This is a genomic window from Bacillus sp. BK450 (assembly GCF_004364885.1).
GTDB lineage: Bacteria > Bacillota > Bacilli > Bacillales > Bacillaceae > Bacillus > Bacillus safensis.
In genome coordinates, this window is the sequence record NZ_SOBQ01000004.1 from 199023 (window position 1) to 223825 (window position 24803).

At 46.1% G+C, this 24803-nt stretch carries 3 protein-coding genes; all 3 read left to right on the top strand.

Annotated features, from left to right (window positions below):
- The first annotated feature begins 20 nt into the window (after nucleotides 1-20).
- Nucleotides 21-10721: a non-ribosomal peptide synthetase gene (locus tag EV579_RS15195; protein ID WP_133744742.1), complete on the top strand. Its 10701-nt coding sequence runs from the start codon at nucleotides 21-23 to the stop codon at nucleotides 10719-10721.
- Nucleotides 10722-10764: 43 nt separating this feature from the next.
- The gene (locus EV579_RS15200; protein WP_133744743.1) at nucleotides 10765-14598 is read left to right on the top strand and encodes a non-ribosomal peptide synthetase; all 3834 of its coding nucleotides are present in this window, start codon (nucleotides 10765-10767) and stop codon (nucleotides 14596-14598) included.
- A gap of 63 nt (nucleotides 14599-14661) precedes the next feature.
- A complete protein-coding gene (locus tag EV579_RS15205) occupies nucleotides 14662-24795 on the top strand; it encodes a non-ribosomal peptide synthetase (protein ID WP_133744744.1) in 10134 nt (3377 codons plus the stop codon).
- Nucleotides 24796-24803: the final 8 nt, after the last annotated feature.

A 24803-nucleotide genomic window follows, 5' to 3' on the forward strand; every position in this document is an offset into this window, starting at 1 on the left:
CAAAACGAAGAGGTGGACTTATGAGCAAGCAGAAAATTCAAAAGGTATATCCTTTAACACCAATGCAAGAGGGCATGCTGTATCATGCCATGCTAGACCCTAATTCCTCCTCTTATTTCACACAGCTTGAGCTTGGAATAAGCGGAGATTTTGATCTCGATCTTTTTGACAAGAGTCTCAATGAACTTGTACGGACATATGACATTCTGCGTACAGCCTTTGTTTATCAGCAATTACAAAAGCCTCGTCAGGTTGTACTGGCTGAACGTCATTTAGATGTGTATAGAGAGGATCTATCTCATCTGAATCATCAAGAGCAAAAAAAGGTATTGGATCAATATAAAAAGCAAGTGAGAAAGCAAGGATTTCACTTAACGAATGATCTGTTGTTAAAAGTCGCTGTTTTTCAATTAAATGAAACAAACTGGCACCTGATTTGGAGCAACCATCACATTATTATGGATGGTTGGTCCATGGGTGTTTTAATGAAAAAACTGTTTCATTACTATGAATCTTATCGGAACGGCCGAACGCCGGATCGCTCACAAGGTAAGCCTTATGCGGACTATATCCAGTGGCTTGGAAAGCAAAACAAACAAGAAGCGGAAGACTATTGGACGGAGCGGCTGGATGGTGCTGTTCAGCACCAAGGGCTGCTGCAGCAAAAAGAAGCGAACGGACAATATGACCATCAGGAATGGACGTTTACATGGGACGCTCAAACCGTACAAGCCATTCAAGATGCGGCAAGACAATGCCAAGTGACAGCACCGAACCTTTTTCAGGCTGTCTGGTCCGTTCTTTTAGGCACCTATCATGCAGCAGATGATGTCACATTCGGAACAGTCGTATCAGGCAGACCTCCAAGTGTGTCTGGGATTGAGCGGATGGCAGGGCTGTTTATCAATACGATACCTGTTCGGGTGACATTAGATCAGGAGCAGACCTTTAAACAGCTGTTTCAAACGGTTCAGCAGCATGCATTGGAAGCGGAAAACTATGATTTTATGCCGCTTTATGACATTCAGCAGAAAACAGCTGCTGGAGGAAAGCTCTTTGATCATTTGGTTGGGTTTGAAAACTATCCTTTAGATCAGGAGCTGTCTGGTGACACCATGTCTGCACGTCTCGGTTTTGCCATTGATGTAAAGGACGGATTTGAACAAACGAATTTCGATCTCAATGTCCTTGTCTATCCTGGTGAAACGTGGACATTGAAATTCAAATACAATGCGATGGCTTTTGAAGAAAAGGTCATTGAAAACATATCCAAACATCTGACCAACCTCATGAAGCAAATCATTCACAATCCTGACATACGTCTTCATGAAGTAACATGTATCACAGAAGAAGAAAAGCAGCAGATTGAAGCATGGAACCAGACGGAGCGAGATTATCCGAAGCATCTGTCCATTCCTGAGCTGCTCGATGAACGTATCAAGGCGCAGCCTGACCATCCGGCATTAGTCGAAGGCGAGCGAACATTCACATACGAAGAGCTTGGACAGGAAATCCGTCGTTTAGCGAGCAGTCTTGTAGAAAACGGCGTTCAGCGGGGGGATGCTGTCGCGGTATATATGAACCGATCAGCAGATGCGGTGATCTCTATTTTAGCCATTTTACATGCAGGGGCTGCTTATGTACCGATTGATCCAGCTCAGCCTGAGGAGAGAATCCGTTGGATGCTTGAAGACAGCGGCGTATCCGTTTTGCTCTATGCTGACAGCCAGCCGCCAGTTGATGAAAGCATCAAAGCTGTTCATGTGACCGGCATGTCTCATCACTCACAAGCGGAGTTATCAGTCGAGACGTCTCCATCTCAATTGGCATATATCATGTTCACTTCGGGATCAACTGGACGGCCAAAAGGAGTTCAAATTGAGCATCAGCATATTGTGAGGTTAGCATGCTCTCAGGAGAAAATAGGATTGAACACGTCGGATCGTATGGCGCATACAGGAGCTGTCAGCTTTGATGCGATTACCCTTGAAATCTTCACTACGCTTCTGAATGGGGCGACGCTTTATCCTGTTGACCGTGATACTTTGTTGGATATTCACCGATTTGAACAATTTATCCAAACACATCAGATCACAGCGCTCTTTTTAACGACTGGTTTATTTAATCAGCTCGCTCAGCAGCGGCCGCAAATGTTCAAAGGGTTAAAAACATTATTCACGGGCGGTGATGTGATCAATGTGAAAAGTGCGGAGCTTGTGAAAAAGCATCATCCAGCACTTACCTTGCTGAATGTCTATGGCCCAACTGAAAATACAACCATCTCGACCATTTACGAAGTAAGAGGAGATGAAATGGGCCCGATCCCAATTGGTCAGCCGATCAATCATACGTCAGCTTATATTTTAGATGACTATCAAAGACTGCAGCCAATTGGAGCACCGGGAGAGCTGTATGTTGGCGGAGATGGTGTTTCAAGAGGCTACATCAAACGTCCAGATTTGACTGATCAAGTATTCATGGCAGATCCTTTTAAGCCGTCAGGACGGATGTATCGAACAGGGGACTTGGCTAGATATGGTGCAGATGGTCAGATTGAATTCCTCGGCCGTGCCGATGATCAGGTGAAAATTCGTGGTTTCCGTATTGAGCTTGGTGAAATTGAATCAGTGCTTCACCAAGAAGTGGGCATAGATGAAGCAGTTGTACTTGTTCAGCAGCTTTCTTCAGATGAAAAGGAAATCATCGCTTACTTCACAGGGACACTGACAGAAGAAGAGGTACGAGATGTATTCAATCAAAAACTGCCAGCTTATATGGTGCCGCACCATGTGATGAAGCTGGATACCTTTGCACTGACATCGAACGGGAAGGTAGATCGAAAAGCTTTACCTAAGCCTGACGAAGTGCATCGCGAGGAAATCAAAATCATTCTGCCTGAGACTGAGACAGAAAAGGCACTCGCTGACATTTGGGAGGAGCTTCTTGGGAAAACGATTGGGATAGACGAGCATTTCTTTATGGCTGGCGGGCACTCGCTCAAGGCGATGATGATGTCTGCGAAGGTTCAAGAAGTGCTTCAAAAGGAAGTGCCGATTCAAGTGATTTTCGAGAAGCCGACGATTCGCTCATTAGCGGCTTACATCGATCAGGATGGTCAAGAAGAAACCGGACATCCTATTTTGCCAGCAGAGCAGGCGGACGAATATCCGGTATCACCAGCTCAGCGCCGTTTATATATTTTGCAGACACTTGAACCTGACAGCACGAATTATCATATTCCGATCGTCTTAACGCTTGAAGGTACACTCGAATATCAGCGGCTCAAATCAGCATTTAATCAGTTAATCCAAACACATGAAATCTTAAGAACGAGCTTTCATATGAACGGAGAAGACATTGTCCAAAGGGTGCATGAATGGACTGAATTTGACCTTCCTGTTCATGACATCAAGGAAGAAGAGGCGGAGGCATTTCTTACTGAACGTCAATCGCCATTTGATTTAACAGCAGCACCCCTTTTGCGAGCTCAGCTGCTGAAAGTCAGTGAGAACCGTCATCTTCTCGTCTTAGAAGCACATCATCTCATTACAGATGGCAGCTCCATGAAGACATTCATTCAAGATTTGGCGAAGGCCTACGATGGAGAAGCTCTTGCTGAACGAGCCCTTCATTATAAGGATTACGCTGTCTGGCAGCTAAGTGAAGAAGAAACGGAGAAACAGAAGGAGCATGAAGCGTATTGGCTGAAGCAATTTGAAGGAGATTTACCGGTTTTAGAGCTGCCAACTGATTATCCTCGTCCAGCAGAACGTGATTTTACTGGAGAACGATTCATGTTTGGCTGTGATCAAGCAACGACTCAGCGCATTCATGAACTGCTTCAGAAAACTGATACGACCATGTATATGTTCTTGTTATCCGCCTTTCAGGTGCTGCTTGCCTCCTATAGCGGGCAGGAAGATATCATTGTGGGTTCGCCTGTTGCTGGACGGACACACCCTGATATCCAGGACATGCCGGGGATGTTTATCAACACCATTGCGATGCGCGGAAAACCAGAACAAACCAAAACATTTTTACAGCTGCTTGAAGAAATAAAAGAAACAAGTGTTGATGCTTTTGCACATCAAAGCTATCCGCTCGAAGAGTTAATTGCACATCTTCCATTAGACCGTGATACAACTCGGAGCCCGCTTTTTAGTGTGTCATTTAACATGCAGAACATGGAGGTACCAGCGCTAAAGCTCGGCGATCTGCACATTTCGCCTTATGCCATTCAGCATCACTCGGTCAAATTTGATCTATCTTTAGAAGCATTTGAACGCGAGGGAGCATTAAAGCTGAGCTTTGACTATGCAGCGGCCTTATTTAAAGAAGAGACCGTCCGCCGGTTCGGAACTCACCTTCTGGCGATTATTCGGGAGGCGGTTCGTCATCCAGAGGAACAGATCGGCTTGCTCCATATACTGGATCAGCATGAACAAATAGAGCGTCTGGAGAAAAAAACCGAAGGGCAGACGAATCGTCATGAGCCATTCCATGTCCAATTTTCACGTCAGGCGAAGGAAACACCGGATGCTATCGCCGTCATGGATGATCAAAGAAAACTCACCTACCGCGAGCTTGAGGATATGTCATATGCACTTAGCTGTGAGCTTAAGAAACGAGGAGTCGAGAAGGAACAAACTGTGGCACTGATCCTTGACCGCTCTGTCTATGTCATCGTCTCCATGCTTGGTGTGATGAAAGCAGGAGGAGCGTTTGTCCCGATTGATCCGGCCTTTCCTGCTGAACGAATCCGCTACACATTAGAGGATTCAGGTGCACAAGTCATCGTGACAAATGAGTCTCTAGCAGATTCCTATCAAAATCATAAGTCGATTCAAGTGGTGCAGGTTGAACAAGCAGTGCATCAAAGCCACTCAGTAGAATTGCCGGAAGTATCGGTTGATCAGCTTGCTTATGTCATTTACACATCTGGGACAACGGGGAAGCCGAAGGGTGTACAGCTCACGCATCGTAATCTATCACACTATGTCAGCTGGCTGATAAATGAGGTGACATTGCAGGAATGTGATCGGACGGCACTGCTTTCTTCTTATGCATATGATCTTGGTTACACAAGCATTTTCCCTGTTTTAAAAGCAGGGGGGACACTCTATGTTCCTCGTGAAGACGTGTATACAGACCCTGTACGTCTGATGCGGTTGATTGATGAACAAGAGCTGACTTATATCAAAATGACACCATCCTTATTTCATATGATGGCAGATTCTAAGGAACATTCATTTAATGCTTTACGCCTGGTGGTACTTGGAGGAGAACCGGTGATCCCTGAGGATGTTGAAACATTTATGATGCAGCATCCATGCGTGGCAGTCATGAACCATTACGGTCCGACTGAGACAACCATTGGTACAGTGACCAAGCTGATCACATCGCAAGAGCTGGACGCTTTGAAGGAACGATCTTTGATCGGACAGCCAATTGCTCACGCAAGAGCGCTCGTATGCAATCAGCAGCAGCGGCTTGTCCCTTATGGCGCGCCGGGAGAGCTTTATATATCTGGAGAAGGCGTGTCGAGAGGATATTTGAATCAGCCTGAATTAACAGCAGAACGTTTTCTTGAAAATCCATATGATCCTCAAGAGAGAATGTATCGCACAGGGGATTTGGTCAGAAAGCATGCAAATGGAGATATTGAGTTTCTTGGACGAGTCGACGATCAAGTGAAAATCCGCGGCTATCGCATTGAGAAACAGGAGATTGAGCATGCCGCACGTGCTCTGGCATCTATTCAAGAAGTCTATGTAAAAGTCCTGCACCTGTCTGGGTTGCCGGAGCTTGCACTCTATTACACAGCGCCTGAACACATTGGAACACTGACGTTTAGAGAAAATCTTGCGGAGACACTGCCGGATTATATGATTCCAACGTACTTTGTGAAAGTCGATCACATTCCACTCACCCAAAACGGAAAGGTGGATGCGAAGTCTCTGCCGCTTCCGCATGAGGTGCATATGAACCATGCGGCGCATGTGGCACCAGAAACGGAACTTGAGCGGGTGCTGTGTGACATTTGGTCAGAAGTTCTTGGGGTTGAACAAATAGGTGTTCATGACCACTTCTTTGAATTAGGAGGTCATTCCCTCAAGGGCATGGTGCTCATTTCGAAGGTGCAGGCGAAGCTGAACAAGCATGCGCCACTCAAAGTCCTTTTTGAAAAACCAACCATACGGGCAATGGCAGCCTACTTGGAAGAAACAGATTCTTCGGTGGTGACATCCATTCAGCCAGCGGAAAAGCAAGATTTCTATCCCGTCTCTTCTGCTCAAAAGCGTATGTATGTACTGCAGCAGCTGCATCCAGAAGCAGTCACTTATCATATGCCAGCCGTTTTAATGATGGAAGGCAGCCTTGATGTGAAGCAGCTGGAAGCAGCACTTCAAGCCTTGATCGACAGACATGAATCACTTCGGACAGCCTTTGTAGAAATTGACGGCGTACCCGTTCAAAAAGTCTATCGCCAAGTGCCGTTTACATTAGAGGTTGATGAAATAGAGGGCGATCAGGAGCAGTCTGTCATCGAGTCATTCATTACACCATTCTCATTACATCAAGCTCCATTAATGAGGGCAAAAGTGGCGAAGCTTTCTGATGAGAAATATGTATTCATGATGGATATGCACCATATCATTGCAGATGGTGTCACACGCAGCCTGCTCATTCAAGAACTCGCAGAGCAGTATGAGAAAAAGACGTTACCGCCAATTCAGCTGCATTACAAGGATTTTGCGGTATGGCAGCAGGAAGAAAAGCAGCAGGCGCTGCTTGAGAAACAGCGGCAGTATTGGCTGGAGCAATATGCACAGCCGCCGGAAGACTTAGCGCTGCCTCTTGATTTTCCGCGCCCTCATGTTCAGTCATTTGAAGGGGGCCGAGTCGATAGATGGTTGTCTGCTGAAAAGGTGCAGTCCATCAAAACGCTCATGGCGGAAAAAGGTGTGAGCTTGAACATGGTGATGCAAACGGCATTTGCCATTTTCCTTTCCAAGTTAACTGGGCAGACAGATATCGTCATAGGCGCTGTGACCGCAGGACGTACGCATGCTTCAATCGAGCGGGTTCCAGGCATGTTTGTCAATACACTGGCTCTTCGAAACGAAGTGCAGCCAGAAGAAACGACAGCACAGCTGCTTGAAAAAATGAAAGATCGCAGCCTATCAGCCTATGAACATCAAGAATTCCCGTTTGAGGAATTGGTGGCTCAGCTAGATCTTCCGAAAGACACAAGCCGCAATCCATTGTTTAGTGTCATGCTGACAACAGATGAACGTGACCTGACGTTACCGGATTTGAATGGACTCAAGCTGTCGCAAAAGCAGCAAGATACCGTTCATGCAAAATTTGATATAACGCTCGGTGTATTTGAAGAAAATGACCAAGTGGGCTTGCGCTTTGAGTATGCAGCGGCCCTGTTTAAAAAGAGCACCATTCAGCGCTGGAGCCGATATATTGAAAAAATCATAGACGATATGCTGGCGAAGCTGAATCAGCCGATTTCAGCGCTATCTCTCATAACTGAAGAGGAAAAACGAGAGCTGATCAATGAATGGTCAGGACCAGACCTTGACGTCCCGTCAGATGAAACCGTTCATGCCCTGATTGAATCTAAGGCACATGAAGCACCGCACCAAAAAGCAGCGACCTTCTGCGGTACAAGCTGGACGTATAAAGAACTGAACAGCCGGGCGAATGTAGTCGCTTCAAGACTCATCGCAAACGGCACAAAACCAGGCGACCGCGTCGGTATTCTCACCCGTCCGTCCCTTGATATGACAGCCGCTGTCCTTGGTGTCCTCAAGGCAGGTGCGGCATTCGTTCCAATTGATGCAGACTATCCAGCGCAGCGTATTGCATACATGCTGGAAGACTGCGGGGCAGAGGTGCTTCTGATGCAAAATGGGCTCACTGCGCCAAATTCTTTCACAGGACATGTGCTGTTCATAGAAGATGCCGTAGAAGGAGAAGCTCACGAGATTCAGATTCAGATCAAACCAACGGACCTTGCCTACATGATTTACACCTCTGGGACGACGGGACAGCCGAAGGGTGTCATGGTCGAACACCAGTCCCTTGTGAATCTTGCATTCTGGCACAATGATGCGTTCCAAGTGACAAAAGACGATCGAACTGCGAAATATGCCGGCTTTGGCTTTGACGCCTCCATTTGGGAGATGTTCCCGACGTGGATCGCCGGCGCAGAGCTGCACATTATCGATGAAGCGATTCGTCTCGATATGATCAAGCTCAATGCGTATTTCAATGAAGAAGGGATCACTATTGCCTTCCTACCAACGCAGTTATGCGAGCAGTTTATGTCAATGGACAACCTTTCTCTGCGTTATTTACTAACAGGCGGAGACAAGCTGAAACAGGTAAAGCCAGTCCCATACAAACTAGTGAATAACTACGGTCCGACTGAAAATACAGTCGTAGCGACAAGCGGAATGATCGATCCAGAAAAAGGCACGATTCCGATAGGAACAGCGATTGCCAATACACGTTTTTACATCATGGGTTCTTTATACGACCTGTCGCCGTCAGGCGTACCGGGTGAGCTCGTGATTGCAGGAAAAGGACTGGCGAGGGGCTATTGGAATCTCCCAGAAGAAACCGACAAACGATTTGTGCCAGATCCATTTTATCCAGGTGAGCGCATGTACCGCACAGGCGATCTAGTGAAATGGACAGACGATGGTGAGCTAATTTATCTCGGCAGAATAGACCATCAGGTCAACATCCGCGGCTTCCGTATTGAGCTGTCAGAAATTGAAGCCCAGCTTCTGACGCTGGATTCGGTCAAAGAAGCTGTTGTGACCACGGTCAAAGATGCAAGTGATCAGGACGCCCTTGCCGCTTACGTGATTACGGAGAACGATACAGATACAGAGAACTTAAAAGAAAGCCTAAAACGCACGTTACCAGAATACATGGTGCCATCATGGATCATCAAGCTAGACCACTTTCCAATGACGGCCAATGGAAAAGTCGATCTGAAAGCATTGCCAGCTCCTGATATCGAAGCGAACCAAACGGTATACGAAGCACCAAGAGACGAAGTGGAAACACTGCTTTGCGGCATTTGGGAAGATGTCCTTGGCGTCAGCCAAGTCGGTATCCACGATCACTTCTTCTTCCTTGGCGGAGATTCGATTAAAGGCATCCAAATGGCAAGCCGACTCACGCAAGCAGGCTGGAAGCTCGATATGAAACTTCTATTCCAGTACCCAACAATTGCGGAGCTGCGCCCATATATTGAAGAAGCCGATCTTCTCACAGCCGACCAATCACCTGTCGAAGGAGAAGTCATTTTAACACCGATTCAGCGCTGGTTCTTTGAACGAGCATTCAGCGATCAGCACCATTGGAATCTCTCGATGATGCTTCATGCACCAAATGGATTTGACCTTTCCATTACAGAACAAGTCATGCAAAAACTACTTTTACATCATGATGCACTGCGTATGGTATACAAGCAGGAACATGGCGGCATCCTGCAATACAACCAGCGGGAGCTCACGGAACCGCTGGCGATTATTTCTCATGATGTCTCAAAAGAGTACGACGTGAAAAAGGCTATTTCCACATATGCCAATGAGTATCAGCGTCAGCTGAACCTCGAAACAGGTCCATTGATGAAAGTGATTTGTTTTCATGCAGAAGATGGCGATCATTTACTCATCGTGACACACCATTTAGTTATTGACGGTGTCTCATGCCGAATTTTACTAGAGGACTTTATGTCTCTATATCAGCAGGCAGCTCAGGGACAAATGCTTGTCCTGCCGCTGAAAACTCATTCCTTTAAAGAATGGGCAGAGGCCATTGAACGTTATGCACAGTCACAGCCATTAAAAAATCAGCAGGAGTATTGGGCAGAAATTGAAAGCAAACCATTAACCGCATTACCTGTTGATCATGAAGTGACAAAAAGAAAAGTTGCCGAAACCAAATCAGTTCAAATGCAGCTGACAGAAACAGAAACTGAGCATCTTTTGACCGATATTCATCTGCCGTACACAACGGAAATGAACGATATTCTATTATGTGCTCTCGGTCTTGCTGTGCAAGAGTGGACAGGTGAGTCCTATGTACATGTGCAGCTTGAAGGTCATGGTAGAGAGGATATTTTATCAGGGCTGGATGTCTCTCGCACGATTGGCTGGTTTACGAGTATGTATCCAGTTGTTCTTGAAGCGAAGCCGAATCAGACCATAGCTGATGCTATTAAAGGAACGAAAGAAATGCTGCGGCGTGTGCCAAATAAAGGAATCGGCTATGGGATCTTAAAATACATGACAGCCGCTGAACCGTCAGGGCAGCATGTACATCCTGAAATCAGCTTGAACTATCTAGGACAAATTGATCAGGAAGTGACGACAGAACTCTTTGGGCCGTCGACTTATGATATGGGGCGACAAGCAAGCCCTGATTCGGAAGCTGTTTATAAGCTGAACCTTAGTGGTCTTGTTCAGCAAAATCGATTCATTTTGTCTTGTTCCTATTGTGCAAGTGAATATGAAGAACAGACGATACAGCAGTTCGTGGCATTGTTGAAGGGGAAAATTCAATCCATCATCACCCATTGCTTAGCGCAGCAAGAACGGGAATTTACGCCAAGTGACTTCTCTGCGGCTGACCTTGAAATGGATGAAATGGACGACATTTTTGACATGCTTGAGGAGAAATTGACTTAACAACACGAGATGAATCATAAAAAAGGAAGGGAGGATGAAATAGATGAGTCAATTTAAAAGGGATCAAGTTCAAGACATGTATTATCTGTCACCGATGCAAGAAGGAATGCTGTTTCATACCCTCCATCATCAGGAAAAGGGCTTTTATGTAGAGCAAATGGATATGAACGTTAAGGGCACATTGCGTTATGACTTACTTGAGAAAAGCATGAATATCATCGTGGAGCGGTACGATATTTTTCGTACCGTGTTTCTCCACGAAAAAGTAAAGCGCCCTGTCCAAGTTGTACTAAAAGAACGTCCTTTTACACTTGATGTTATGGACTTGCAAGATCTTTCCGAAGACGAACAGCTTGAACGTATAGAGAAATTCAAACAACAGGATCAGCTGAGAGGATTTGACCTCTCGAAGGATTCTCTCATGCGGGCATCTGTTTTCCAAACGGGCCCTGCCAGCTATCGCTGGATATGGAGCTATCATCATATCCTTCTGGATGGCTGGTGCTTTGGACTTGTGGTGCAGGAGTTATTTGCGATTTATCATGCACTTTTACATGACGTCCCTTACAAGTTAGAGCCGGTCAAACCATATAAAGAATATATAAAGTGGCTGGAAAAACAAGATAAGCAAGCATCACTTCAATATTGGCAGCAATCATTAGCAGGGTTTGACGGACAATCGACCTTTAAAGAGCAGCGGAAACAAACGAATGAACATGAATTAGGCGAAATTGAGTGGTCCATGAGCAAAGAAGAAACGGCCGCTTTATCAGAGTTAGCGCTGCAGCAAAATGCAACGTTAAGCAGTGCGCTTCAATCAGTCTGGTCGGTTCTGCTGAGCAGATATCAGCGGTCAAATGATGTGCTGTTTGGAACAGTTGTGTCAGGACGTCCGGCAGACTTGGCTGGCGTTGACAGGATGGTTGGATTGTTCATCAATGTCATCCCAAGAAGAATTCAGCTGACAGATCACATGACATTTCGTGCGCTCCTGTCAGAAACACAGCAGCAGTCTCTTGCTGCCGAGCCGCACCAATATATTCCGATTTATGATATTCAGGCAAAGACAGGCCAGCAGCAGCTCATTGATCATATTGTTGTGTTTGAAAATGTTCCAGCTGCAAAGAAGGACGAGCAAGAAGCACGGTTAGGGTTCACGGTGGAGGACATGAATGTCTATGAAAAATCAAACTATGATCTCAATCTGCTCGCATCGCCTGGAGAAGAATTACTATTGAAGCTGGCCTTTAACCAAAGAGCGTTTGATCCTCAATTTGTTCATAAGTTAAAGGAACAGCTCAGCCTATTGATACATGAGGCGGTCAAGCATCCTGATCAATCGGTTCATACACTCCCATTCGTCACAAAACAGGAAAAACAGCTGATTCTTGAGGAATGGAATGCACCTGAGCTTGAGCATGACCAGCTGTATTTATCGAAATGGTTTGAGCATAATGTCCGCAAACAGCCAAATGCAGTGGCGCTATCAGCAGAAGAGCAAACGATGACATATGCTGAACTGAATGAACAAGCCAATCGATTGGCACGACATTTGCAAAAAAATGGAGCCGAACATCAAACGGTCATCGCCATTTTAGCCGATCGAACGCCTGAACTCATTGTCAGTCTGCTTGCTGTCTTAAAAGCAGGCGCAGCCTATGTGCCAATTGATCCCGACTATCCAGAAAGCCGCATTCAATACATGCTTAAAGACAGCGGAGCGACGCATCTTCTGACTCACTCATCCTTTATTGGTCAGGCGAAGGGACTTGGGTTTGCTGGCACGTATCTGTTTGCAGATGATCAGGAGATTTCACTAATGAGCTCAGAGAATCTGCCGCTGGAAGCAGGTTTACACGATACGGCATATATCATGTATACATCAGGCACAACGGGTCAGCCAAAAGGCATCATGACAACCCATTCCAATATTGCCCGGGTGGTCAAAAATACGAACTACTTAACCATTTCAGAAACAGATACACTACTGTCGCTATCCAACAGCGTATTTGATGGCTTTACCTTTGATGTATACGGTGCACTTTTAAACGGAGCAAAGCTTGTCCTGCCGAAAAAAGACACCATTTTAGATATGCATGAGCTGACGGAGCTGATTAAAAGAGAAAGCATTTCTGTCATGTTTGTTCCAACTGCTTTATTTAATCTTCTTATTGATGAAGAAACCGATTGGATGCGCAGTGTGCGCAAGGTGCTGTTCGGAGGTGAGCGTGCATCTGTACAGCATGTGAGAAAAGCCTTTGATGTCATGGGGAAAGGCAGACTCATCAATGTCTACGGCCCAACTGAATCAACGGTTTTCGCCACCTATTATCCTGTAGATGAAGCTCCTCCAATCGAAGCGCATTCTATTCCAATCGGAAAGCCGATTAACCAAACGGGTGCTTATATATTGAGCCAGCACGGACAGCTTCAGCCGATTGGAATGGTCGGAGAACTTTGTCTCAGCGGTAAAGGGCTTGCAAAGGGGTATTTGAATCGTCCTGATCTGACAAAAGAAGCCTTTATCACACATCCATTTGCTGCGGGAGAAAGGCTGTATCGTACGGGTGATTTGGCTTATTTTCGAGCAGACGGTCTGATTGAGTATGCAGGCAGAGTGGACGATCAGGTGAAAATTCGCGGCCACCGAATTGAGCTGACAGAAATTGAAGCCCACCTTCTCATGCATCCGGGCGTAAAGCAAGCTGCCCTTATGACGGATCAGCATGGCTCGCAGCATACAAGACTGCTCGCTTATATGACGTGTGAGGAGGAGTGGAAAGACAAAGTTGATGTGATCAAGTCAGGGCTGAAGGAGAAACTCCCGGCTTACATGCAGCCTCATGAGCTGATCAGACTTGAGAAAATGCCGCTGACACCAAACGGTAAGATTGATAAACGTCAGCTGCCAAAGCCGGAGACGCCTCAAGGAAACCGCCATGTGAAGCTTCCGGCCAATGAGGTAGAACAAAAGCTGCTTGTCATGTGGCGTGAAGTACTTGAACGAAATGATATCAGTACAGATGACCATTTCTTTGAGCTTGGCGGACATTCTTTAAAAGCGATGTCGCTTTTATCAAAGGTGTCGAAGGAATTCGATGTTCAGGTGCCTATTCACTTGCTGTTTGAGACGCCGACAATCGAAGCCATCAGCCGTTATATTCAACAGCAGGATCACGAAGCTGCCGGCTATCTTGTATTCAATGAATCTCAAACGCCAACAGTCTTTGCTCTTCCGCCATTACCGGGCTACGGCTTTATCTATCAGGAAGCTGCCAAAACGCTTGATAGCGTTCGTTTGATCGCCTTTGACTTTATTGAAGCTGATCAACGCATGACGCAATACGTTCAGCATATTCAACACCTTCAGCCTGAAGGACCGTTGACTTTGATGGGCTACTCTGGCGGGTGCTATCTGGCCTTTGAGCTCGTTCAATCGCTTGAACAAGCAGGACGGACGGTGGAAAAGGTCATCATGATCGATTCCTATAAGAAAATTGGTGAAAGTGATTTAGAAGGACGATCCATTGATGACGATATCGCAGCGATTGTCCATCAATCAAAGCAAAGTGAACTTGCCCAAGAAGAGCTCGTTCAAGAAGCGCTTGCTCAAAAAACGCGGGCCTATTATGAAACATTTGTTAAGGGGGTGAATCAAGGAAAGATACAAGCAGATATTGATTTCATCCAATCAGAAGAGCAAATTGATATACCAGACTGGATGGATCATTGGGAAGAAGCGACGACCGGTGCTTATCGTTATTATCAAGGCTATGGTCAGCATGCTGACATGTTCAAAAACAAAGAATGTGCAGCCCAAAATGCCCAGCTGATCCAAAAGATCGTCAATCAAAAAAATAGAGAAGCCGTTTTGTAAACTTTAGATCAGGCAGGGGTGCACATTAGCAGTCCTGCCTGATAAAAAAGGAAAGGAACTCATATGAAACCATCAATTATGAACCAATCAAATGTACATGAATCAATGGATACGATTTTACAAGATGTACAGAGAACCATTTTACAAACCAACGAAATCGAACGCTTCGCTGTTTTTTCTCGTGAAAAAACCATTCGACCGCGGCCATATCACCTCTCTCATTTATTTCTCGACAATCACATGGAGCAGGAGGCCGCATCTGAATCGATACAGACGCAAACAGCTTCCCTTGCTTTAGCGGACATGCCGCCCGCCCTTTCCTATGGAGGGGATCTAGATGTTAAGGCAGGAGCCCAAACCTTGCAGGACGCCTTAACGGAGGCGGCAAAAACGACAAATGGGCTGACTTATATCGTCAATAGTGAAAATGAACTCACACAATCCTACGCGCAGTTAAAGAAGGATGCCGAGCGGGTTCTGACAGGTTTAAGGGCGCTCGGACTTGAACCAGGTGATCCTGTGTTCTTTCAGTTTTCTTCCAATCATGCGATGGTAACAGCCTTTTGGGCGTGTGTGTTAGGGGGATTTGTTCCAACACTAGTGTCGGCTGCACCGACCTATCGGGAAATGAATGCCTCTGTGAAGAAGCTTCATCATGCGTGGAACCTGCTGGAGCATCCGCTCATTTTAACAGATGACTCGCTGATTGATGAGGTGCAAGGCTTAGCTTTATTGTGGCATACAGACAAGTTACGAGTCGCAGCCGTTGAGCCGATGCTTTCTTTAGCGAGAGATATAGAAGCTTATCCAGCGTCACCGGATGATTCAGTCTTTTTTATCTTAACGTCTGGAAGTACAGGGATGCCCAAATGCGTAGAGCATTCTCATCGAAGCGTGCTGGCGAATATCAAAGGAACAGTGGCAGCCAATGGGTTTACACAAGAGGATGTGTCGTTAGACTGGATGCCTTTAGATCATATTGGCGGTATTGTGATGTTTCACCTTGTCAATGTGTACACGGGCTGTGAGCAGGTTCGGGCAAGAACAGATGATTTTATCGCTCAGCCGCTGCGCTGGCTTGACTGGATGGACCGCTACCGTGCAACAAAGACATGGGCGCCTAACTTCGCATTTGCGATGATCAATGATTATGAGAAAGACATTTCATCAGGATCTTGGGATCTTTCTGCTATGACTTGTATGATCAATGGGGCTGAAGCGGTCGTACCGAAGACGATTCACCGATTTTTACACTTGCTTGCTCCGCACGGCTTAAAGGGAGACGTCATGAGACCGGCATTTGGCATGTCTGAAATCTCTTCAGCCGTTGTCTTCTCTTTTGCGATAGAACGGGGAGATGAAAGCAGCGGGGTTCTAACCTTTGAGGAAACATCACTCACAGAGCAGCTAAGACCAGCGGAGGCACGTGAGACAGGAACTGTCAGCTTTACAGAGCTGGGAAGGCCAATTCCTGGTATCACGATTCGTATCGTTAATCATCAGAATGAGCTTCTTCCCGAAGATCATATTGGCAGTGTGCAAATTAAAGGGCCGACGACAATGAAGGGCTATTACAAGAATGACGAAGCGAATCAAGAAGTCTTTCAAACAGACGGCTGGTTTCACACGGGGGATTTAGGTTTTCTGCACGATGGAAGGCTGACATTAACCGGAAGAGAAAAAGACATGATCATCATCAACGGGAAAAATTATCACAACTATGAAATAGAAGTCGTTGCAGAGGAAGTACCTGGCGTCGAAACGAGCTTTGTAGCCGCTTGTTCCGCCCGGATGGAAGCATCTGCATCCGACGAGCTGATTCTCTTTTTTACACCGAAGCTGTATGAACCTTCTTATATCATGAGGGCAAGTCAGAATATCAAATCCCATATTGCAACAAAAATGGGGTTGTCTGCATCGCGTGTGATCCCTGTCCAGAAGCACGCCTTTCCGAAAACAAGCTCTGGAAAAATAGAAAGGGCACAGCTCAAGAAGCGATGGCAGGAAGGCGAATTCGATGAAATCATCAAGGAGCTGGACATCAGACTTGAAAATGAACACACCTTGCCTGATTGGAGTTTACAAAAGAAGTGGACACCTGCTCCGCTTCATGAAGCGGAAAAACAAACAGAAGGGAATATGGTGATCTTTGCAGACACATTAGGGCTGGCAGATCAATTGAGATCCCTTTCAAGCAATGAACAAACATATATTACGGTTGAACCGGGTCAAGCATTCACACAACTTACACAAACACACTTCATCATCCACCCGAATCGGCCGTCTGACTACGAACAACTCTTTGAGACGCTCCGTTCGTATGGCGTTTCGGTGAAACAAATCATTCACCTTTGGAACTACACAACTCAAGAAGACACACTTCATGCAGCGTTGGCGAAAGAAGCGCAGAAAACAGGCAGTATGAGTGCACTATATGTAACTAAAGCGGTCGCTGCCTATGATGAGCCGGTAGAGATCACCTTTGTCTCTGCCAATGCGATGAATTTGCCGGAAGATCAAACACATGATGTGGAGAAAGCAACGACAGCGGGATTGATGACAGCTGTTCAGCATGAATGGCCGTTTATCAAGGTGCGGTGTCTTGATTTTTCTCTGGCAGAACCGGACGCTGGCCGTTCTCATGCATCATCGATCATGACAGAGCTCACACATGACACAAGCCATCATATCGCCGCTTATCGTGAAGGTGTTCGTTATACTCCTCTTTTAACACCGCTTCATCTGGAAAAAGAACAAAGGATGAAGAAACCGCCATTTGAATCATCCGGGCTTTACGTGATGACAGGCGGGCTTGGCGGCATTGGGAGGATGTTTAGTGAGCACCTGCTGACATCCTATCAAGCGCAACTTGTGCTGGTTGGAAGAAAGGCGAGAGAGGCTTTATCTATGGAGCAGCAAGACGTATTGATTTCACTTGAGAAACTAGCGGAAAAGCGCGGCGGTACAGTTCTTTATGAAAAAGTAGACATTACTGACGCAAAAGCCATTGAAGCCCTGATCTCAAGAGAGGAGACGGCTTTAGGTAAAAGGCTGCATGGCGTTATTCATTTCGCTGGCATCATTCAAGAAGAGCTGCTTCGTGATATGACGTCTGTGTCATTACATGCGATGTACGAAGCGAAGGTATATGGCACGATTGCGCTTCATGAAGCAGCCTCTAAACGGGAGAATGTCATATTCCTTTCTAGCTCGTCAGCTCGAACGTTAAAGGGCGGGATGACCGTTGGCGCTTATTGTGCGGCCAATGAGTTCGTTGAACAATTTGCTCATTATCAGAGGCTGACATCTACATTAAAACCGTATTGCTTTAGCTTTAGCATGTGGGATGAGACCGGAATGAGTGAAGGTTCGATGATCAAAGGCATGCTAAAAGAAAGGGGCTATCTCCCGATTCCAAAGCGGGCGGGCATTCAAACAATGCTTGCATGCATGATGACAGAGGCTCCACTCATTTATATCGGGCTGGATCGGGCGAAGCAGGAAATTCAAGAGATGATACAGGGGGAGACTCAAACAGAGCAGGTCATATATGTCTTTTTCAAAACCGATCAAACAAAGGCTGTTGAAGAAAGGCTGTATCAGTCCATTTATACGTGTATACAGTCTCGTCTCTCTGGTGAATATTCCGTCCATCTATATCCTGAAGAATACTGGAAAGAAACAGAGGATGGGATGCCGGACGAAGTGCATTTCAATGAATTAATAGAGGAAAGTGGACATGCTTCAGAGGACAGAGCACCTCAAACTGAGACGGAGAAACTCTTGGCACACATTTGGTCCGAGCTGCTTGATGTCTCAAACATCAGCTGTGGTGATCATTTCTTTCTACTCGGAGGTCATTCGCTCAAGGCAACGCAAATGCTGTCTGCTGTTAGACAGAAAACGGGATTTGACGTGCCGCTCGCTGTTCTTTTTGAGCATACGAGACTTGGAGAGTTAGCGGAGTGGATTGATTCACATGCCAAAGCCGATGAAGCGATTCTGATACGGAAAATAGAAAAGGGACAGGAGCTTCCGATGTCCTATGCCCAGCAAAGACAGTGGTTTCTCTATCAATTACAGCCTGATCTACCATTATACAATAATACGATTTCCTTTCGGATGAATGGACCTTTAGATGTAAAGGTGCTTCAGCGCAGCCTGCAGCAAATGGTGCAAAGGCATGAATCACTCAGAACATCCTTTGCGATGAACGGCGATGAACCGGTACAAATCATACATGAGCATATGACTCTTCCAGCGCTTGAGGTGGTCGATGTATCAGATTTGGCATCACAGGAAGAAAAAGAACAAAAAGCGGCTGAGTGGGCGAAAACAGAAGCGGGCACGCCTTTCCGCTTAGAGCATGATGCACTCTTTCGGGTGAAACTAATTCGACTGTCAGAAACAGATCATTTGCTGCTGATGTCTATTCACCACATCGTGTCAGATGGCTGGTCGATTGGCATTGCCGCAAAGGAGCTGTCCGAATGGTATACAGCGATCATCGAAGGGAGGGAGCCTGATCTCTCACCGCTGCCGATTCAATATGCAGATTACGCACTCTGGCAGAAGGAGTATTTGACGGGAGAAACAATGCATAAACAACTTTCCTATTGGAAGGAGCAATTTGCGGTACCTGTGGAAGAGTTGATGCTATCGTATGACTACACGCGTCCGGCCGTTCAATCCTATAGGGGAAAAACGAAAAAATACCGCTTATCGAAGCCGCTGTCTGACCAGCTGGCTGCTCTTTCTCAGAAAACGGACAGCACCCTTTATATGACATTACTTTCGGCTTTCTCTACCTTGCTGCATCGATTGTCTTCACAGGATGAGTTTGTCATTGGATCCGTCATTGCCGGGAGAAATCGGACGGAGATGGAGCAGCTCATCGGATTTTTCGTGAATACGCTGGCACTTCGGATCGATCATAGCGGGAATCCGGCTTTCACAGAGCTATTAGAGCGAGTGAAGGAAACAACAATGGGTGCCTATGCGCATCAGGATGTGCCGTTTGAGATGGTTGTAGATGAGCTGAATATTGTACGTGAGGCTGGGAAGCAGCCGCTGTTTCAGGTCATGTTCGTTCTGCAAAACTTGCCCCTTGAAGCTTCTCCGATGGGTGAGGTGACATCTGTTTTAGCTATTGAAGATAATGATACAGCCAAATTCGATCTCTCTCTGTTTGTTTTTGAAGGGGCGGAGGGTCTTCAATTAAAACTGGAGTATGATGCAGACTTATTTTCTGACGACACGATGGAACGGTTCCTTCGTTACTACGAGCAGCTGCTTGCATGTATTTGTGAAAATCCAGCACAGCCGATCAGACAAATGAATTATCTGCCAGAGAAAGAGAGGCAGCAGCTGCTCTATGAATGGAGCGGCAAAACAGAACAACCAGCAGGCCCGCTTCTCATCACAGAACGGTTTGAAGCGCAGGTGAAAAAGACACCTCATGCGATCGCCCTCGAATCTGGGGAAAATAAGTGGACGTATCAGGAGTTACAAGAGAAAGTCGACCGGCTTGCCGCTTATCTGCAGCAGCGAGGAGTGAAGCCGCATGAACCAGTAGGGCTTCTGATCGACAGGTCGCCTGAAATGATTTTTGGGGTGCTGGCGATTGTGAAAGCAGGCGGGGCCTACGTCCCAATTGATCCTGAATATCCAGATGCACGCATTGATTATATGCTGAGGGATACAAGTATTCAGTTGTTACTGACAAAAAATGAATGGCTGAAACAAGTCTCGATCAGTCAAACCGAGCTCATTTGTCTTGATCAGGGGTATGAAGAGTTTTTATCAGAGGCAGAACTCAAGTCTGCTGCTTTAAAACCTGATGGACTCGCTTATATCAATTACACATCAGGATCAACCGGTCAGCCAAAAGGGGTTTTAATTCCGCATCAAGCGGTCATCCGGCTTGTATGCGAAACAGATTATGTCACCCTTGATGAACAAACGCGTATTTTACAAATCTCGAGCTTTTCCTTTGATGCCTTTACGTATGAAATATGGGGAGCCCTGCTCAACGGGGGAAGGCTGATACTGACTGATCGAAATACGATCTTATCAATGGATACACTCGCTGACACGCTGACATCTTACAAGATCACAACAGGATTTCTGACAGTGCCGCTGTTTAACCGATTAACAGAGGAACATCCAGAAGCTTTATGTGGATTCGATGCCTTATTGGTCGGCGGTGATGCTTTGTCAGCTGCTCATATCCGTAAAGCGCTGCCGTATTTACCTGAAGGCCTTTTAAACGGCTATGGACCAACTGAGAATACGACGTTCTCCTGTGTGCATCACATTCGGGCACTGGATGAGGGGCAGGTGGCGGTTCCTATCGGTCAGCCAATTGCGTATTCTCAGGCCTATGTACTAGACGACCAGCTACAGCCGGTTCCGCAAGGTGTCATTGGAGAGATTTACGTAGGAGGTACAGGGCTTGCACTCGGATACCTTGGAGATGAAGAAAAAACATCGCAATCATTTATCCCGCATCCTTTCCAAGAAGGAGCGCGTTTATATAAAACAGGCGATATGGGCCGCTGGCTGCCAAACGGCATCATCGACTGCCTTGGAAGAATCGATCATCAAGTGAAAATTCGCGGGCACCGCGTCGAATGCGGAGAAATTGAAGCTGCTATGCTGCGCTTTGAAGACATCATAGAATGTGCGGTCATTCCGCATCAGCATGAGAGTGGTCATAAGCGATTGATCGGTTATTTTGTCCAAAAGGGCAGCATGACCACGCAAGACATTCGCCATCAATTAAAAGAAATACTGCCAGATTATATGGTGCCAAGCCTATTAATAGAGCTGGAGGAACTCCCGCTCACGGCAAATGGCAAGGTAGACCAAAAACGTCTCCCGCCGCCAGAGTGGAGACAGGAAGAAGTGGACAAACCGGCTGACAGGGCACTCAGTGAGGAAGAGCGTGTACTGGAAAAAGTATGGACTCAGCTGCTCGGTACGCCTTCGATTGGCGTGCATGATAACTACTTTGAGCTTGGCGGAGATTCGATTATTGTCATACAAATGGTGGCGCGCTTAGTACAGGAAGGCTATGTCATTCAGCCGAGAGATGTATTTGAAAAACAGACGATTTCACAGCTGGCACTTGCTATGAAAAGGTCAGATGCTGCTGCGTTCTATGATCAGTCGCCTGTCACAGGAGCTGTTCGTCTGCTTCCAATCCAATCATGGTTCTTTGAGCAATCAATGACAAACCAAGATTATTGGAATTTATCAGCGCATATGGAATTCAAGGAAACCATACAGCTCAAGCAGCTGACACAGGTTCTCTCAAAAGTTGTCGATCATCACGATATGCTGAGAGCGGTATATACAAAAGCAGAAGATGGCTCGTGGATTCAAACCATTCGTCAGCCTGGCATCACCCCTTGTGTTTCCTTCTTTGATTTGACGGGTGTTTCTCAGAAGGAAGCGCTGGAACAAATCCGCATGGAGACCGCCGCTTGTCAAGGAACGTTGTCATTAGAGCGGGGAGAAGTCATCAAAGCCATTCTTTTTCACACAAGTAATGGTACGTCAGAACTCTTTATCGCTGCCCATCATCTTGTGATGGATGGAATCTCATGGCGCATCATACAGGAAGACCTATTAAATGGACTGAAGCAGCTTGCGGCAGGGCAGGAAATCGAGCTTGCAAAGAAAACTGCGTCCTATCAGCAGTGGGCAGATGCTCTTTATGAATATGCACAAACCGATCAATTACAAGAGCAGGTTCCTTTTTGGCAAAATATCATCAGTCAAGAGGAAGAGGGTTCTCCTTTTCAAACACCTGCGCTTTTCAATATAGAAGAACATGCAGAGATCCTGTCTATTCAATTGACGAAGGATCAAACAGATATTTTACTAAGGCAGGCATCACAAGCGTACCGAACAGAGGTAAACGATTTACTCTTATCAGGACTCACACAAGCCGTTGGAAAGCCGCTGCTCATCACGTTAGAAGGGCACGGACGCGAGGATTTATTTGAACAGATGGATTTGTCACGAACAGTCGGATGGTTTACAAGCTCTTATCCTATTTTTATTCCTTTTATTCAAACCGATATTGAGAGACAAATCAAAGATGTCAAAGAAACCTTAAGAGCTGTGCCGCAAAAGGGAATCGGCTATGGCTTGCTTCAATACATGACAGCATCTCGTTTCCTCAAAAAGGCAGCGCCGCAAATGAGCTTTAATTATCTTGGACAGTTAGATCAAATAGACGGTGAAGCACATCTTTATTTAGCAGATGAACGAAATGGACTTGTACATGATCCAAAAGCAGAAAGACAGCATTTGATCGATGTGTACGGATATGTTGTGAACGGTCAGCTTCAGATGAATTTTATGATAAACCGTGAACTGCTTCAGTATGAAGAGGTGCGCCTGTTACCTGAACGGTTCAAAGAAAAAATGGAGGATATTCTGACGCATTGTGTAGAGACAAAAGGCGGCTTTACGCCATCTGATTTTCCAATGGTTCAGCTGACGCAAGAGCAAATTGATGAGCTTCCAGACAATGTAGTGGATGTGTATCCACTATCTCCAATGCAGCAAGGGATGCTGTTTCATGCTCTATTAGATCAAGCGTCACAGGCGTATTTTGGTCAAGTGCATATGACGCTCGAAGGCTTAACGGACGGCGCAGCCTATGAAAAAGCCTGGAATCTGCTTGTGGAGCGTCATTCGATTTTGCGGACAACATTTGCTTGGGAAGGGCTAAAGGAGCCTGTTCAGTTGATTCAATCAGAAGGAAGCATTCATCTCACTCAGCACGATGTGCGCCACCTGAGTGAAACGGATCAGAAGGAAGCCATCCAGCAATATTTGCAAACGGATCGTTTAAAGGATTTCAAACTAGAAGATACGGATGAACCGCTGATTCGTATTGCTTTATTCCATCGTGATGAAAACACATGCACGTTTATTTTTAGCTTTCATCATATTTTAATCGATGGCTGGAGCTTGTTCAGCTTTATTGAAGAATCCTTTTCTTTGTACCGCTCTCTTGTGGATGAACGGGAGGTGGATCTTCCTCCTGTCCGTCCATATAAAGATTTTATCGAGTGGCTGCAAAAGCAGGATCAAGAGAAGGCGCTAGAGTTCTGGAAAGGTTATATGTCAGGAGTAGAGGAGGCTACACCGCTACCAGGAGACGGCGGGCAGGCTTCGGATGAAGATGCAGGTGTTGATCAACTAAGTATCAAACTAACGCCCGAGATGCAGCAGAAACTCGAAGAGATGACAGGCAAGAAGAAGGTGACAATGAGCACTTTGATTCAAACAGCATGGGGACTGCTTTTGCATCTTCATTCAGGAGCAGAGGATGTTGTGTTCGGAGTGACAGTATCAGGACGGCCGGCGGACTTACCACAGGTTGAAAGCATGACAGGGCTCTTTATTAACACATTGCCGCTCCGTTTGCCGATCACGCCAGAGTGGACCATTTCCAAGCTGCTGGCACATACACAAGAAACAGTATTTCAGATGCGGGAATTCGAATATACCGTACTGCCAGATATTCAGCAGCTGACCCACATCCCGAATGGAGATTCATTGTTTAACAGCATTGTCGTGTTTGAAAACTATCCAATTGAATCTATCGAGCCATACGGAGTGCGCATTTTAGACATTGCGAGTCATGAAGAAACGAACTATGACCTGACCCTTGTGGCAGTTCCGGGAGATACGCTGGAGCTTCGGGTCACATATCGCTTTAATCAATATACAGAAAAGCAAATACAAGCGCTGATGCAGCAGCTGATCCATACACTTGAAGCGATGACAGAACAAATGGAGACACCCCTCTCTTCTTTCACGATCGTGACGAATGAAGAAAAAGAGCGGATGATCACCGATTGGGCGAAAAATGCACAAGTCAGCGTGCTGTACCCAGATCAAGAAGAGGTCTATTCAGGTGTGCATGATCCTTCCTGTGAGACGGAAATATATGTCCTGAGCGAAGAGCATCAGCTCATGCCGGTAGGATTTCCTGGAGATATTTTTATCGGTGCAAAGGACATCAAAGCAATTTGCGGGGAGCTTGCCGATTGGATGGAAACGCATAAAATTCCGCATCCATTCAAACATCAAACTGGCGAATACCTCTATCCGACAGGGGATGTCGGCGTTTGGACTGAAGAAAACAAGATTCAGATTTTGGATTGGATGTAGGAGGAGAA

Excerpts from the sequence above, each read along its gene's own strand:
- EV579_RS15195 (WP_133744742.1), top strand. The coding sequence starts at position 21 with ATGAGCAAGCAGAAAATTCAAAAGGTATATCCTTTAACACCAATGCAA.
- EV579_RS15200 (WP_133744743.1), top strand. The coding sequence starts at position 10,765 with ATGAGTCAATTTAAAAGGGATCAAGTTCAAGACATGTATTATCTGTCA.
- EV579_RS15205 (WP_133744744.1), top strand. The coding sequence starts at position 14,662 with ATGAAACCATCAATTATGAACCAATCAAATGTACATGAATCAATGGAT.